Source organism: Marinomonas rhizomae (assembly GCF_003315485.1).
Taxonomy (GTDB): domain Bacteria; phylum Pseudomonadota; class Gammaproteobacteria; order Pseudomonadales; family Marinomonadaceae; genus Marinomonas; species Marinomonas rhizomae.
Genome location: NZ_QNSE01000007.1, coordinates 221,525 through 237,535 on the forward strand (window position 1 = coordinate 221,525; position 16,011 = coordinate 237,535).

Genomic DNA, 16,011 nt, shown 5'->3' on the forward strand with positions numbered 1-16,011 from the left:
CACCCACCAAACCGTAGGTTGGATGAGACGAGGAACGAGGCGTGATCCGACATCCCCAACCAAGTCCACGAAACCACCAACCACATCCCCCAACACCCACCAAACCGTAGGTTGGATGAGACGAGGAACGAGGCGTGATCCGACATCCCCAACCAAGTCCACGAAACCACCAACCACATCCCCCAACATCCACCAAACCGTAGGTTGGATGAGACGAGGAACGAGGCGTGATCCAACATCCCCAACCAAGTCCACGAAACCACCAACCACATCCCCCAACATCCACCAAACCGTAGGTTGGATGAGACGAGGAACGAGGCGTGATCCGACATCCCCAACCAAGTCCACGAAACCACCAACCACATCCCCCAACACCCACCAAACCGTAGGTTGGATGAGACGAGGAACGAGGCGTGATCCGACATCCCCAACCAAATCCACGAAACCACCAACCACATCCCCCAACACCCACCAAACCGTAGGTTGGATGAGACGAGGAACGAGGCGTGATCCGACATTTACCCGAAACACTAAAGCCAAGCTTGTATTTACAACTCAATACCGAGAAAATGCCGCACCAGAATTCATTAGACACGTTCAGGACGACCATTTCGCATGACAATTCTCACTACCCTCGGCCCACTATTAATCGCCCTTCTATTTGGTTACTGGGTCAATATCAAGATATTCACCCCTACTCGCGTGGCAAAAGGATTAGAGCAACTGGTTTACCTTATCTTGGGCTTAATCGGCTTTAGCCTTGGGGCGTTAGATAACTTGGCCGAAAAGCTCTTTATCGCCGGTTACCAAGCGATTATTTTCTTTGTACTGATTAGCGTATTAAGCCTAGGTGGTTTATATCTTAGTGGCCTACGTTTTGGTGGTACTCATGCTGATAACCTCGCCCAAGGTCCGTCTGATAGCAAATCCCATGCATTGATGGACGCAGCGAAAACCATCGCTTGGGTAATCGGTGGCGTTATTGCTGGCATATTTGCCAAAGACTGGCTAACAGGCGTCGACGAATTAGTGACGGGGCTACTGTATGTTTTGCTCTTTTTAATCGGTTGTCAGCTTCGCCAAGGCAATCATCGACTCCGTAAACTCTTTTTAAACTCACAAGGCGTTATTATTGCTCTTGTTACTATCTTCACCACACTCTTGGCTGGCTGGATTGGTAGCTTAATTTTAGGGTTAAACTGGAACCAAGGCCTCGCTGTCGTATCAGGCTTTGGCTGGTACAGTTTGTCTGGCATTCTTATTACTGGCTTAGGCGATCCAGTACTTGGCACCACGGCCTTCTTACTTGATCTCGGTCGCGAGATTCTGGCACTCATGTTGATTCCATTCTTAGCTCGACTAAACAGCCACATGTCTGTTGGCTATTCTGGCGCAACGGCGATGGATTTTACCCTGCCCATGCTAGGTAAATTTCACGGCGCGCAAATCATCCCAGTCTGTATCGCCAGCGGCTTTATTATGAGCATCCTAGTGCCCATTCTGATTCCCTTATTTATGAGAGTCTAGAATAATACCAACGCCTCACCCGTAGATCGAATGAGACGAGGAACGAGGCGTGATCCGACCTTCCAACAAAGACATCACACCCACAAAACCGTAGGTCGGCATGAGGGAGGAACGACCGTGATCCGACATTTCAACAAAACCCAACGGCAGATCACACTCGTGCCTCATTCATCTGCCCGAAAAGAGTCAACAAACCGTAAAGACCGCCAAATAAACAAAGCGGCTTTCGCAAACTCTGTCATGCTTTTGTAAAAGCGATTGTCTCGGTAAAGAACAGAGGATTAATCTCATTGCACGCCTTGTGTTTTGTAAAACCTTTCTTGAAAATCAATGTCGTTGAAATGAAAGAAAGATCTTTTGGAACTCAAACAAAGTGTGCAGGTGAAGGGGTCGCTTTGGTAACGTGAAAACATATAAACTGGCATATACAGCCTACCTTATGTTAGAACACTATGTTACAAAAGAACGACGGATCTGATTTTGCAAAGCACAAGGCGTATATCATTGTTCCTGCTTTGTTTTCGCCCCATGAAATGCTGGTCCAAAAAATGTGAATCGAACTCCGTCTTAAATGTTAATGCTTTACATCACAAAGTGATAAACCCACAAATAATGGAACACCTTTCCTTATGAAAAAAATAGCTATGAAAAAAACTCTTATTGCGGCGCTAGTCATGTCATCGGTTTCTTTTGCGTACGCAGCAGATAGCGAAATTAAACTGGACACGAAAGAACAACGCCTTGGTTACAGCATTGGAACCATGTTTGGTTCGCGCATGTCACAGGATTTCTCTGAATTAGACATGAAAACATTTATGGCAGGTTTTCAAGATTCATTTGCTGGCAAAGAAGGCAAAATGAGCATGGATGAAGTGACCAAAACCATTCAAGACTACCAGCAAGAGCAAATGAAAAAAGCTCAGCTTGAAGAAGAAAAAGCTGCCGCAGAGGCAAAAGCCGCTTCTGCTGCTTGGCTGAAAGAAAAAGAAGCCGAAGATGGCGTGAAGAAAACCGACTCAGGTTTGCTTTATAAAGTCATCACAACAGGCGAAGGCGATAAGCCAAGCGCCACTGACACAGTAAAAGTAGACTACGAAGGCAGCCTAATGGATGGCACAGTGTTTGATAGCTCATACAAACGTGGCGAAGCAATCACTTTCCCACTAAATGGTGTTATCCCTGGCTGGACTGAAGGTCTACAACTTATGCCTGTTGGCTCTAAATACGAATTGTATATTCCTGCTGACCTAGCCTACGGCCCTGGTGGCACTGGCCCTATTCCACCAAATGCAGCACTTAAGTTTGTTGTGGAACTACATGATATTGAGAAGCCAGAAGCGGCTAAGCCGTCAGCTTCTAAATAAATCATTCAAGCTCACGCCCTGAAAAACCGCTTCAAATGCACACTTTGAAGCGGTTTTTTTATTTGCATGGTTCAGCATAGTATATAAAGCTATTGATGTAAGATATCCCTTGATAGACAATACCGCATCGTGAATGCACGCAAAATATGAATTGAAAAGGACAAAGCGTTGAAGCTAAAAGAGTATATCCCCGCGATGAAAGCCGCCTACAGGCTGAAAAAAATACCCTTGCCAACGCTTAAAGCGAGCACAGGTAAGCTTCTACCTTTAATAGTCACACTCACTTCCATTCCGTCTCGATTAGGCATTATCGACTTAACCATTCGCAGTTTATTAAACCAAACCGCTAAGCCCGAGAAAATATTACTCTGGTTAAACGAAGATTTACGTAACCAAATTCCAAAAAAACTAACCGACCTGGAAGGCGATATTTTTGAAATTCGCTATCAAACAGAACTCACCTGTTCCCACAGAAAACTTATCTATTCATTAGTCGAATTTCCAGAAACAACCTTAGTAACCTGTGACGATGACCTTATTTATACAAACACTTGGTTAGAATCGCTTTATAAAGAACACCAGCAACATCCCAAAAGCGTTATTGCTAACGAATGCCGTATGATCTCTTATGATACCGAAGGGAAACTGCTGCCTTATAAACAATGGAAAATGCAAAAAGACGCCAATTTAGCAGATCAAAAATTACTACCAATAGGTTATGGCGGCGTCTTGTATCCTGCTCACTCACTGCATGGCGATGTGACAAACCAGAGCTTATTTTTACAACTCACACCAAAAGCAGACGACCTTTGGTTTAGAATGATGTCCTTCTTACAAGGAACAGAAGTAAGAAGAGCCGCCACACCATCGTCCAAACCAACCCCTATTGCAGGGTCACAGAAGATATCTTTGAAAAAAACCAATGTAAGACAAGATGGAAACCGAGAGCAGTGGCAAGCTTTGTGTGACCATTACAACGTAAAATTATAATGTCACTTCCTACCCTCAAACATTACTGACCAACAACGAGAAAATAGATGCAACCCTCAGCTTTACAAAACTTTTTTAAGCGTAAAACCCCAGAAGAGCAGCCAACTTGGCTTATTCTGCTCGGAATTGCTTCTATTGCTGTCTACGCCTTCTCACGAACAGGCTTTATGGATGCGGCGGAAATTAGTTCAGCCGTAGCGACCCTCACCGGTTTTTGGGGGCTTTATAAATACGGTAAAGTAGTTAACAGCCATATTCTATTCCGCTTTATCTGGGTAGCTCTTATCTTTCAGTTCATTTCATGGGCATTGTCTGTCTATGTCACTCCAGAGTGGGCGCGAGAAACACCGCAATTAGATAAAATTACGCGTTGGTTTACCTTCATTCCGCTTGCTTGGTGGGTCGCACAACGTAAAAATGCAGTCTGGCTTATTTGGGGAAGTGCAGCACTAGGAATACTAATCTCACCATGGGTGACTGGAGAAGGTATTCCAGAAATCATCAGAGGGTTAAATGGAGAAAGGGTTTTCTTTGGTCTTCGACAGCAACAGCATGCAAGCTTATTTTTTGGCATTATTTTAATTGGTTTATTGTGTTTTACCAAAAGAGTTGTGGCTCTGAAGCAATGGTTAGCCATCCCGTTACTTCTCATACTACTATATTGCCTATTAATCGTTTATATCAACGCCTCTCGTCAAGCTTGGCTAGCTTTACTACTCACAGCTCTTTTCATGGCCAGCTTTTTCACTGTAAAGCGTCTTAAGAAAGCAACAGGAAAACAAAAACTTATAATATTAACTGTATTCGTACTTAGTATTTTCAGCTCAGCAACTTTAATACTGAGTAGTGATAAAATCGTAAACAGAGTTATGAAAGAAAAAGAAGCATTATCAGCTATTGCTTCACTTAATTTTGATAACGTACCTTATTCTAGCTTCGGCATCCGCTTGCACAGCTGGGTAGCCGCCACTGACTTTATAAAAGAAAAGCCTGTTTTTGGTTGGGGCAGCAATGGAAGAACACTAGTAATGAAACATACCAAATGGCTGCCAGATTGGGTACAAGAAGATTTCGGCCATTTACATAATACCTATATTGAAATGCTCGTTAACTTCGGTATCGTTGGCTTAGCTTTTTACCTTTTTATGTGGGTATACCTAACCAAAAGCCTTTTTAGAGAGATTCATAAAGGGACTATTGAAAAAGACATTGGCTATTTTTTCATGAGCTTTTTATGTTTTTGGAGCATCATGAACTGCTTTGAGGCTTATCAAAATTTCTGGACTGGCGTTTTTTACTTCACTGTGTTTGTGACAGGGATACAAGCCAGAGTCTGGCGTGTAAAACTCCAACCCACCACCTCAGAAGAAACAAATAAAAACACCTGTATTTACTAAACAACACCAGATTAATAGAGAATAACGTGAAAAAAGGACTAACCTTAAAAGAACACAGCGCTTCTATTGCTGTAAGTCATAGAATCTTAGACATTACGTGCTTACTTTCCACGGGGCTATTTAGTTTCTGGTTACGTTTTTCACACTTGGACCTAAATACCGCATACAAGAACGTCCTATTGCTTGGTGTGATTATTGGCGCCATGTTGATGTCTGCTTCTGGAGGGTATAGAGCATGGCGGGGATCTTCTTTTGGCAGCGAAATCAGATGTGTAGTTAGTGCAACATTTGGAACCTTCTTACTTCTAGTTCTCAGTGCCTTTGCTACTCAGACCTCAGACTTATACTCAAGGATATGGGTAGCCACTTGGCTAACATCTTCAACCATACTTATCCTTGGCTATCGTTTATTCCTTAGACAAGCACTAGGTGCATTGCGCAAAAAAGGCTTCAACATTCGCAGAGTACTTATTATTGGAGACAGTGAGCTTGGGCAAAATGTTGCCCACAGACTTACTCAGAATCCATCTATGGGGCTTGTGGTAAAGGGTTTTATATCAAATAAAACCACAACAAACATAAAAGACAAATATGTAGAAAACTTTCCGATTCTAGGTAACCTAGAAGAGATTGATCAATTGGTACACAACCTGCATATAGACCAAGTTTGGATTGCTTTACCAATGAGTGAAGTAGCTCAAATGGAACAAGTTCAAACAACCCTTGCCACAAGCGCCGTTACTATTCGTATGGTACCAGACATTTTTGGGTTCCAATTACTCAATCAATCTATGACTGAAGTAGCTGGATTGCCCGTTATCAACCTATCCACTTCTCATATGCTCGAAGGTAAAAACCGTTTTCTTAAATCTATGGAAGATAAAGTACTTTCGTTCATCATATTGCTTGGTATCAGCCCTATCATGATCGCCTTAGCCATTGGCGTAAAATTATCTTCACCTGGCCCCATTTTTTACCGACAAGAAAGAGTAAGTTGGAATGGCCGTTCTTTTGGCATGTTAAAGTTTCGATCAATGACTGTAGACAGTGAAAAAGAGGGCATAAAATGGGGAGGAGCAACAAGCATGTCTGTAACTAAATTTGGGGCATTTATCCGTAAGACCAGTTTAGATGAATTGCCGCAATTTATAAACGTACTAAAAGGCGATATGTCTATCGTTGGACCAAGACCTGAGCGGACAGTATTTGTAGATCAGTTTAAACATGAAATCCCCGGCTATATGCAAAAACATATGGTAAAAGCAGGGATTACTGGCTGGGCTCAAGTAAACGGGTGGCGTGGCGACACGGACCTAAAAAAACGGATCGAGTGTGACCTATACTACATAGAGCATTGGTCAATTTGGCTAGATCTAAAAATAATATCCTTAACTTTTTATAAAGGTTTTATAAATAAAAATGCAAAATAATTAAAAAAGAGCAGGCATACGGCATCCCCCTGCTCTTTTTTAAGTCAGTAAATTGAGTTTTCAAGAACATAGTTATAATATTTCACTACATCATATTTCGTCCAGCCTTGATAAAATGCATCACCGAAATTAATAACTTCTTTATCAAACAAAATAGAGTGGGCTCCTCCCGTAGAATTTATTGTCATAACAAATTCAGAGTCTTTAACAACGTTAAGCAGAGATCCTGCATTATTAATTTCAATACCATTTAAATTACAATAATTAATAGTTTGCAAAAGATTATTTAAGTTCTTTTCTGCAGGATGCAATCGCACGATAAGCTTAATATTTCGCTCTTCTGAGATTTTCTTAGCTTTTTTTAAGGCTGAAACACCGACTTCTTGTGACTGAAAAACTGTCTGAGAATCATGCTCAACCTGAGCAATGAATAAACAATAATTCTCTGTGATGTTATTTCTAGATTTTTTGACTATTTTTTTAATTATTCTTTTTGAAATAAGTGCATATAGTGCAACTTTTGCATAAGCCAAAAAAGAAGGTTCTGGATAAATTGTTTTAAAGAGAATATGCCCGAACTTATTCAGCAAAGATTCTAATGCTTTAGAGCTTACTTTTTTAGATACGTGTGGAGGAATATAAGAGAACAATAAGTTACGCAGTGATTCCACTTTTTCATCGGTGATTTTTTCATTTACTTCTGATACTCGTAGTGTATGATCCGAATCAGCATTGACTCCAGTAACACTCCATTGAAATTTTTTTGGAAAATTGGCTATTTCAAAAAAAACTGCTTTATCCTCTGTTAAAAATTCCTTTAACCTATAGAAAGCATACTGAAAGCCTTTGAAAATTAATATATGATCATAATCAGAAAAAACTGAATCCAAACCTCTATTTCTTATTTTTTTCCCTATACGAAAACCAAGCTTTACTTCATCTATAGAAAGCATACTTATAAAGGGTGAACTTTCTCCTCTCAATAAAATATTTTCTGAAAGTTCATTTAATTTAATATCTTTTTTAGCATAAAGAAAAGAATACAAAGTAGCATGTAAAAAAACAACATTCTTAGTTCTACACTTTCCTAAAACATCCCTAAAAAAAAGATATCGTTCAAAATCGTCAATCAGCACTACAACTTTTTTATCAAATAAAAGTTTTTCTAATCTCATGTAATTACACCTGATAATAAAACAACCAAAATAGAGCTTAAATCAATTAATCAATTAATTAATCCTAAGTATTTTTCAGTATATTTAGAAGACATACTCTTTGCAGAAAACTGTTCTCGAGCATTCTGAAAATAAGCTTGATCAAAATTCGCATTAAACTCTTCAACTATCATTTCTATAGTCTTATGAATTTCAGTACTTTCAGACGAGAGAAGAAAAACCTTACTAATCATAGGACAAATATTAGATATTTCTAAATGTGAATCAATGTCAGAGAGAATAGCAGGAACACCAGCTGATAATGACTCTAAAACCGCATTGGGTAAACCTTCAGATAAAGAAGCAGATATAAAGTAGTCAGTTATATTTAGGTAACTACCAACAGAATTTACATTCCCTAATAAATGTATCCTGTCATTTGAAATGCTATTACACTCTAACATTTCTGGACCATCTCCAAGAATGATTAAACAGCCGTCATTATTTTCAAAGTATTTTTTCATTATAGAAATAAGAAAAACCATATTTTTTCTAGGAATTAAAGCTCCCATTGAAATAAAAACAGGGGATTTAAAACATGAAGTATCAATATTTATAGTACTATCCATGTTTGATAGATCAACACCATTCTGAATAACATAGTACGGAACTCCAATTCCTTTCAACTTTCCGGCAACACTATGAGAGCATGAAACGACATTTTTACATTTCTTCAAAGCTGAAAGATGCTGCCATACTAGAAGACGTCCCTTTATTTTACCGAACTTTGAAATGTAGTCCTCTGGAGGAAAATTTCGAGCAGTTATAACCCAAGGTATTTTAAGGTTCATTTTGCTTAATAAAATATCAGCTCTAAGTCCCTGAGAGTGAATTAAATCAGGTTTGATTTTTCTTAACATTTTTTTTATGTATCTAATAGCAAGAAAAAAACTCTTTATTCTAGAAAGAGCTAAAGTTTCTATTTTAATATTTAGAGAGTCAAATTTACGCTTATCACTATTTTCTCTTTCTTCAGATAAGGTTAAGATAGTAATATTAAAATTACTTAAATCTTGATTGCTTATGATATTATAAAGCTGATTAGTTGGTCCAGATTTACCAAGAGTACTAACAATATATAAAATTCTTTTCATTTCACCCACTATATACGTAGCAATTATTTAATGTGGCCATTATGATTAAACCAAGCTGATATGAGATATATTCTATATATCGAAGAAAGAGAAGACTTAGCCACCCAACCGCCTTTATCTATAGAGTTTCGTAATCTAAAAATCATTTTCTCTAGACTATTTTTCTCCCACAAATCACAAGAGAAAATTCCGTTATTAACCTGGCAGGTTTTTATATCTTCTAAGCAGCACAGCAGATTGACCTATGCTTAAAGTACTTTTTAACCCGATCTGGATGCTTCTGTAACATTCTCATATGTGAGACCACTCTCCCTTTTAAAGCTTGTTCATTCTTTGGCGCATCACCAGTATGGACACCTGCTTTTAGATCACAATTTAGGTATTCATCTGGGTTAAGTTCAGGTGAGTATGCTGGCAAATAAAAAACTTCTATTTGTTCTTTGATTTTTGGCTTAGCCAACCACTCTTTTACTAACTTTGCATGATGGACTCGAAGGTTATCGAGTATCAGAAAAATCTTTTTCTTCGACGAGGAAGTGAGTCTTTTCATGAAGCGAATTAATACTTTAGCTGTCATCGTATCGGAATAGGTCATAAAGCGAACCGTTCCTTGGTTTGTGACAGAAGAAATCATATTGAGACGGCAGTGCTTCGCTGGAATCACTTGGACTGATGTTTTGCCCTTGGGAGCAAAACTACGACCATGCTGACTGTCATTACGAATGCCTGTTTCATCCCCCCAATGTATCTCCGCGGCTTCATTCTCCGCTCTTTCCTTGATTAAAGGGTACTCTTGTTCAAGCCATTTAGAGACTTTTTGTGGGTTCTGCTCGTAAGCCTTTTTCAATGGTTTTTGTGGTGTAAAACCCCAGCGTTTTATATAGTCTCCTATCGTTCTAATGGGCATATTCTTTCCCCACAATTGCTTGATGAGTTGTTGGATTGCCCGCCGCGTCCACAAAGCAAAATTCAACTTACACTGATCCGGCATTTTATCTGTGATTTCTTGCTGGATGCGAGCTTCCTGCGCTTTGGTTAAGCTACGAAATGCCCCTTCTTCGCGGCCACGCTTCTTATACTCGAAGCTGTCTTTTCCACGTTTTAAGTAGTCTCTATACCAACGACCAACGGTGTCGACATGGACTCCAGTCACTTCTGATATTTCTTTCAGCAAGAAACCTTTATCACGCAGTTTAACAACTTGCTTTCGTAGTCTAGCAAGCTCTGAAGTGGTCAGTTTTCGGGTGTCTATTTTTTCGTTCATTTGGTAATTATATCAGATAATTCTTGCCGCCGGGTTAATAATTCAGGATTTTAAAGCTGGCCGAGCAGTAATATTCAATGAGATCATCGGCTATATTTATGTTTTTTTTAATGAGTACACTATGTAGTCCCCTTTTTACCACCCCACTTTGCAATAAAATCGACGTCAATGATTTTATCCCTTACAAACTTCAACTACGTATTGCAAGCCCCCCCAATTCCCTATAATAAAATCATGATCTTCGACGGCGGTGATTTTATTATAGAAGGCTTTGGATTTAGACATGGATAACCATAATGGACATTTATTTTTAAACTGTATCACCACCATTACGAAACTCTCTATACTTAGCTCCCAATTCTTCATCAATTTTTTTAGAAGTCAATGGGAGACTTGCTGAGGCAGGATAAAAAGTTAGTTCACTGAAATAAAGAAGACCATCTACGAGATAAAAATCAACTCGCACATACTCAAACCCAGTAGAAAGAGTTTTAGCATACAGCAACACCTCTTCTTTTGGAATCAAGCTGAGATCAGGCGATAAAACTTCGTTTTTAAACCATGGCCTCTCTATCCAGTTTTCATCGTATGTTTTTCTTTCTAATTTACCCGTTGTTCTTCTAAGAATTTGAATTACAGCTGGCTTACCAAAATAACAATGAACTTTAATATCATCTGGTAATGAGCCATCTTTACATCTTAATGGTTTTTCAGCAAAAACCTTACGATTAATATTTTTATAACAAGCCTCACCCGAAAACTTATAATAGTCAGTACATAGCCATTCTCGCATCATTTTGATTTGACTGGGAGTTAATTTATTTTGAGTTTTACCATCAAAATAAAAACACATCCCTGACCCATGATTAGCTTTAACGAATGACTCTTCTCCTTTAAATTTTCGTAAAAAGTCTTCTACATCATCAGAATAAAACAACATTACAGGAAGCTTCAGCTTATTTAAGTTATGCTCAAAAATTGCATTTTCAACAATCTCCCTGACTAACACTTTATCTGCATAAACACTATAACATTCAGGAGACTCAATTTTTAATTTTAATATATTTTCGTTAATGGTCCTTGGAAAATTAATGTTTGGCCAATAATTAGATCTCTTATAAAATGTAATTTTAAAATAAAGAGTCCTGTCAACTAAAATAAGTATTTCTAAAAACAACCTTTTTAAGATTTTAATCATTTTATTTTTAACAACTTCACCAAATCATTCAGAATATATTGAATTGGCTCATTTCCTACAGAGAAACGAACTGTTCTTTCATCCAAACCTAGCTTCTTGACTTCATCCAAGGACTTGCCCCAGTGACTCATATACATTGGAATTTCGACAAGTGAGTCAACCGCTCCAAAGCTTGGTGCCATTTTTGTAGAGCATAATGTTTCTAAATTTTGATTTAATGTCACATTTTTACTCACACGAAACGTAACGACTCCACCACCATGATAGTGCTCAGATTCAAACAATCCAGATTGCGCTGCATTTTCATATTGACCGGGGTAATAAATGCTTTCCACAACCGAACTATCCGCCAAAAATTTTAGAACATGAGACATATTATCTAGTGTTTTATTCACTCTTAAATCATAAGTTCTTAAACTCCTTAAAAGTAGATAGGCACTTTGATTGTCAATAATACCACCGCGCATAGAACGCTCATCCCAAACCTTTGAATACAATGATTTATTTTGACAAACCACATAACCTGCCAATAAGTCGTTATGCCCCCCAATATACTTAGTACAAGAACCAAGAACTATATCTATACCTTGATAGCCTGATTTAGAGTTAAGTAAACCTTGAAAAGTTGTATCTAAAATAATGGTAGCATCTGGTAATGCTGACCTCACAGCTTTGATATCAACCAGTTCCAAAAAAGGATTTGATGGGGATTCAATCAAAACAATCGTATCTTTACTGTTGAGGTTTTCTAACTCTTCTAGACCCAAAACGTTGATATATTCAATTCCAAAGTTTTTTTGGTAACTCAAAAAAATAGACAGTGATTTGCGATAGAAAGAGCCAAACGTTACTATTCGAGATTTTGATGTCACCAAGGCGCTAAAGCAGGCCGAAATTGCTCCCATACCTGAATTGAACATCAAGGCAGAATGATCACTGTGCATCAAACCAAAGTAATGCTCTAATTGCCTTACGATTAGACTTGAATCACGCGTATAGCGAACGGAGTCGAATTTATTCTCATGATATGCCCCTAGCTCCTCAATGGTTTTAAAAGCATAAGCCGAAGAATAATTGATAGACGGATTCAGAGGTTCACCATATACCTCAATTTCTGTACATTTACCCAAAGTTGAGTTTGCACTAAGGTGTGCTTCATTTATTACCTGAGTTACTGAATTCATTTTCTAATCCTTTCTAAATTTAACCTAAGGTTAAGTTAATTGCGGCCAATAAATATACAACGTGAACTCGCCAGTCAAATCAGATCCAAGCACTAGGCATGGCTGCTTAGTTATGGACAGTCGGGTGCCATGTAGTTTCCCTCTAAGTGTCTATATTTAATGTAAAAGCTAAACTGGAAAATAGCCATTGTAAAGCGTGCACCAACCAAGGTAGCGATAGCCCCCCAGATGCCCCAAAATGGAATAATGAGCAATGCGATTCCAAAAAAGGCTAATGAAGTATAGAGCGTAATGTTTTTAACAATTCTGTCTTTGCCGATGAGCATTAAAAAGTTAGTGCCATATGTCATAGTACTGAATAGCAGGAATATGCAAATTGCCAACCCTTGAATATATGTCGCGACATCAAGATTATCTGCACTAAATAACTGTATCGTAATCCATTCCGCCATTATAAAGGTGGTGATAGTTAACACTAGGCCTGATGCAAGCATGATCTTTTGAAATAATTTGTGTTTTTGCAAGTTGCGCGAAAGATAAGGTAAGAATGTATTAGACAAAATGTAGGAAAATGAGATCACAGCATCAATCACTTTTGTGGCAGCCGTATAAAGTCCCACAAGGGAGTTATTGGTAAATAATCCCAATATAAAAACAGCTGAATTATTATAAAGATTTGGAGCAAGCTGACTAACAAAAGCGTGGTGGCTATTTTGATAAGTAGATTTTATCTCTTGAATTCTGGGGCGTACAAAGTTGACCTTAAACTGCTTCCTCACTAGAAAAATAGCGATAAGAAAGGTAGTAAGTGCAGAAATAGCATTGAGCAAAGGTACCAATAAAAAATCATCTTCTTGCCTTACAAAAACAAACAAGCTAATTAAAAATATGACATTAGCACCAAGACTCAAAAAAGTGATATATTTCATTTTTTCCATACCTTGAAAAAACCAAATAGGAAACAAACTCTGAAAAGCAACAAACATTATAGAAAATAGATATAAGTAAAAATACTGATTAAACCTATCGAAAATCATTACAATTAAAGAAAAAACAATAAAACTTATAACAGCCAAAAGAAACGAAGACATTAAAGTTACAGAATATATTTGACTTACTTTAACCTTATCACCTCTATTTCTAGCTATTTCTCTAGTTGCTGTAACACGAAAACCAAACTGAATCACGGCACCAAAATACATAGCTAATGACAAAGCAAAGTTGACCATACCAAAATTTTCCAAACCTATAATACGGACTAAATATGGCAATGTAACTAATGGTATTATGAACTGAAAGCCTCGCAACACTATAAGAGAAAAGAAATTCCCTACTAACCTGCGCTTATCTTCTGAATTAATTAATCTACGAATCACCTAATCATTCCCAAACAAATCACGGGTATACACTTTATCCGCCACACCATCCAAATCGCTTGTCATTCGGTTCGCAATAATCACATCCGCTATTTTTTTAAATTCTTCTAAGTCCTTTATCACTTTAGAGCGGAAAAATTCGCTTTCCTCTAATACAGGCTCGTAGATGACCACCTCAATTCCTTTTGCTTTTATGCGCTTCATGATGCCCTGAATGGCTGAAGCTCTAAAGTTATCACTGCCTGTTTTCATTACCAGTCGATAAATACCCACCACCTTAGGATTGCGCTTAAGCACAGAGTCGGCGATAAAGTCTTTGCGGGTCGAGTTGGAATCCACAATCGCACGAATAAGGTTGTTTGGCACGTCTTGGTAATTGGCCAATAGCTGCTTAGTATCTTTTGGCAAACAGTAACCACCGTAGCCAAAGCTTGGGTTGTTGTAGTGGCTGCCAATGCGCGGGTCTAGTGATACCCCGTCGATGATTTGCTTGGTGTCTAAGCCGTGAGATTCACAGTAAGTATCTAGCTCGTTGAAATAGGCAACACGAAGGGCTAAATAAGTATTAGAAAATAACTTAACGGCTTCGGCTTCTGTGCTATCGGTGAAGAGTATGTCTATATCGCCTTTTATCGCGCCTTGCTTAAGCAAACTAGCAAATACTTCTGCTCTTGGTGAGCGCTCACCAACAATGATGCGAGATGGATACAAGTTGTCATGAAGGGCTTTCCCTTCCCGTAAAAATTCAGGCGAAAAGAAGATATTCGACGTGTTGAATTTTTCATTCACGCTCTTGGTGTAACCCACTGGCACGGTAGATTTAATAACCATAACCGCATTTGGGTTAATGGCTAGTACGTCTTGAATAACGCTTTCAACCGACTTGGTGTTGAAGTAATTAGTGCTTGGATCGTAGTCGGTTGGCGTAGCAATAATGACGAATTCGGCGTCTTTGTAGGCCGCTTGTTTGTCTAGCGTGGCAGTAAAGTTAAGCGTTTTGTTTGCCAAGAAGTCTTCGATTTCCGTATCAACAATGGGGGATTGCTTGTTATTTAGCATATCCACTTTTTCAGGCACGATATCGACAGCAATGACGTCATTGTGTTGCGCCAGCAACATGGCATTAGATAGGCCAACATAGCCGGTTCCGGCAATCGCGATTTTCATTCTTGTAATCCTCTACCCTTAAGGTCAGTATTTATAGCTTCTGCAACACCAATTAAAAAATCTAAACTGTCGTAGGCTGTTTGTAATGCGTCTACCAGTAGATTTACATCTTCAATGTACTCATGAATCATTTGATTTCTCAGTTGTCGTAGCTCTAGCCACAATTCAACTGAAGGCAATACACCAATTTTTTCCGCTTTATCTAAATTTTCAATCGCTACGTTTGTCTTTTCTTCTAATATATCCAACCATGCAGGCAGCAACTTATCGCCTAGCGTATCTTGTAAACGACAAAATCGACTTATAAAAGCCTCCAGCTGCTCCGCAAGCTCTTGGTTACTGTTCAACTGTTTAGCCAATTCAAGAGTAAATGGCTGATTAAATATTTTAGATGCTGAATAATTTAAATGATGAATTTCTCTATCAACCACTCGCCGTAAAAATAGTAACCTCTCTAGCTTATCTGCGGCATATTTTTTGGGTTTCACAGTAGAATCCCCTTACTCTGCGCTATTTGATGTATTGGTAAACTTTGTAGATTAGGTGCAGACAACAAGACGTCTACTTTACGACCTTGGAACAACCGAATAAGCCGCGCGCTGATTTTTGATGATAATACTGCAGGGTGTTCGACCACGTGATTTAGCGTAATAAGCAAATCTATATCTCCGCCTTTTTTATTATCATCTACACGGGAGCCAAACAAGGTCACTTTTGCATCCTCACCAGCAAGCATAACAACCACTTGCTTTATGGTTTGCACCTGACTATCTGTTAATCTCATTTTGCGCACCTTTTCTCATCCG

At 38.7% G+C, this 16,011-nt stretch carries 16 protein-coding genes; 5 read left to right on the forward strand and 11 right to left on the reverse strand.

Annotated features, from left to right (window positions below; genetic code table 11):
• On the reverse strand, positions 1-531 hold a 531-nt coding region (locus tag DFP80_RS20660), incomplete at its 3' end, for a hypothetical protein (RefSeq protein WP_220150919.1).
• An 84-nt stretch (positions 532-615) separates the two neighbouring features.
• On the opposite strand from DFP80_RS20660, the gene DFP80_RS10695 reads away from it, so the two are divergent.
• Positions 616-1,527 (forward strand): LysO family transporter, encoded by a 912-nt coding sequence (locus DFP80_RS10695; protein ID WP_113916789.1) that lies wholly within the window; start codon positions 616-618, stop codon positions 1,525-1,527.
• Between the two features lie 15 nt (positions 1,528-1,542).
• On the opposite strand, the gene DFP80_RS20665 is transcribed toward DFP80_RS10695, so the two are convergent.
• Positions 1,543-1,695 (reverse strand): hypothetical protein, encoded by a 153-nt coding sequence (locus DFP80_RS20665; protein ID WP_158601388.1) that lies wholly within the window; start codon positions 1,693-1,695, stop codon positions 1,543-1,545.
• Positions 1,696-2,156: 461 nt separating this feature from the next.
• Here DFP80_RS20665 and bamJ point away from each other — a divergent pair, with 461 nt between their 5' ends.
• From bamJ to DFP80_RS10715, 4 genes are all read left to right on the forward strand, one after another.
• Positions 2,157-2,891 (forward strand): BamJ family beta-barrel-assembly machinery protein, encoded by a 735-nt coding sequence (gene bamJ, locus DFP80_RS10700; RefSeq protein ID WP_113916790.1) that lies wholly within the window; start codon positions 2,157-2,159, stop codon positions 2,889-2,891.
• Positions 2,892-3,059: 168 nt separating this feature from the next.
• Positions 3,060-3,881, forward strand: coding sequence for a glycosyltransferase family 2 protein (locus tag DFP80_RS10705; RefSeq protein ID WP_113916791.1), 822 nt, complete (start codon positions 3,060-3,062; stop codon positions 3,879-3,881).
• 47 nt (positions 3,882-3,928) lie between these two features.
• Positions 3,929-5,278, forward strand: coding sequence for an O-antigen ligase family protein (locus DFP80_RS10710; RefSeq protein WP_113916792.1), 1,350 nt, complete (start codon positions 3,929-3,931; stop codon positions 5,276-5,278).
• 26 nt (positions 5,279-5,304) lie between these two features.
• The gene (locus DFP80_RS10715; protein WP_113916793.1) at positions 5,305-6,708 is read left to right on the forward strand and encodes an undecaprenyl-phosphate glucose phosphotransferase; all 1,404 of its coding nucleotides are present in this window, start codon (positions 5,305-5,307) and stop codon (positions 6,706-6,708) included.
• Positions 6,709-6,752: 44 nt separating this feature from the next.
• Here DFP80_RS10715 and DFP80_RS10720 read toward each other — a convergent pair whose 3' ends face one another.
• The 9 genes from DFP80_RS10720 to DFP80_RS10760 all read right to left on the reverse strand — a co-directional run bounded on the left by DFP80_RS10720 (position 6,753) and on the right by DFP80_RS10760 (position 15,989).
• Complete coding sequence (locus DFP80_RS10720; protein ID WP_113916794.1) at positions 6,753-7,883, reverse strand: capsular polysaccharide export protein, LipB/KpsS family; 1,131 nt, start codon at positions 7,881-7,883, stop codon at positions 6,753-6,755.
• A gap of 50 nt (positions 7,884-7,933) precedes the next feature.
• On the reverse strand, positions 7,934-9,016 hold the full coding sequence (locus DFP80_RS10725; protein ID WP_113916795.1) for a glycosyltransferase: 1,083 nt from the start codon (positions 9,014-9,016) through the stop codon (positions 7,934-7,936).
• A gap of 220 nt (positions 9,017-9,236) precedes the next feature.
• On the reverse strand, positions 9,237-10,280 hold the full coding sequence (locus DFP80_RS10730; RefSeq protein ID WP_113916796.1) for an IS630 family transposase: 1,044 nt from the start codon (positions 10,278-10,280) through the stop codon (positions 9,237-9,239).
• A gap of 310 nt (positions 10,281-10,590) precedes the next feature.
• Entirely contained in the window at positions 10,591-11,478 is an 888-nt protein-coding gene (locus DFP80_RS10735; RefSeq protein WP_113916797.1) for an ATP-grasp fold amidoligase family protein, read from the reverse strand.
• Positions 11,475-12,662, reverse strand: coding sequence for a PLP-dependent transferase (locus DFP80_RS10740; protein ID WP_113916798.1), 1,188 nt, complete (start codon positions 12,660-12,662; stop codon positions 11,475-11,477). Before DFP80_RS10740 ends, DFP80_RS10735 begins: the two co-directional genes overlap by 4 nt.
• 110 nt (positions 12,663-12,772) lie before the next feature.
• Positions 12,773-14,038 (reverse strand): oligosaccharide flippase family protein, encoded by a 1,266-nt coding sequence (locus DFP80_RS10745; protein ID WP_113916799.1) that lies wholly within the window; start codon positions 14,036-14,038, stop codon positions 12,773-12,775.
• On the reverse strand, positions 14,039-15,205 hold the full coding sequence (locus DFP80_RS10750; RefSeq protein WP_113916800.1) for a nucleotide sugar dehydrogenase: 1,167 nt from the start codon (positions 15,203-15,205) through the stop codon (positions 14,039-14,041).
• A complete protein-coding gene (locus tag DFP80_RS10755) occupies positions 15,202-15,693 on the reverse strand; it encodes a hypothetical protein (protein ID WP_113916801.1) in 492 nt (163 codons plus the stop codon). Before DFP80_RS10755 ends, DFP80_RS10750 begins: the two co-directional genes overlap by 4 nt.
• Positions 15,690-15,989, reverse strand: coding sequence for a nucleotidyltransferase domain-containing protein (locus tag DFP80_RS10760; protein ID WP_113916802.1), 300 nt, complete (start codon positions 15,987-15,989; stop codon positions 15,690-15,692). The genes DFP80_RS10755 and DFP80_RS10760 overlap by 4 nt, the downstream gene beginning before the upstream one ends.
• Positions 15,990-16,011 lie beyond the last annotated feature (22 nt).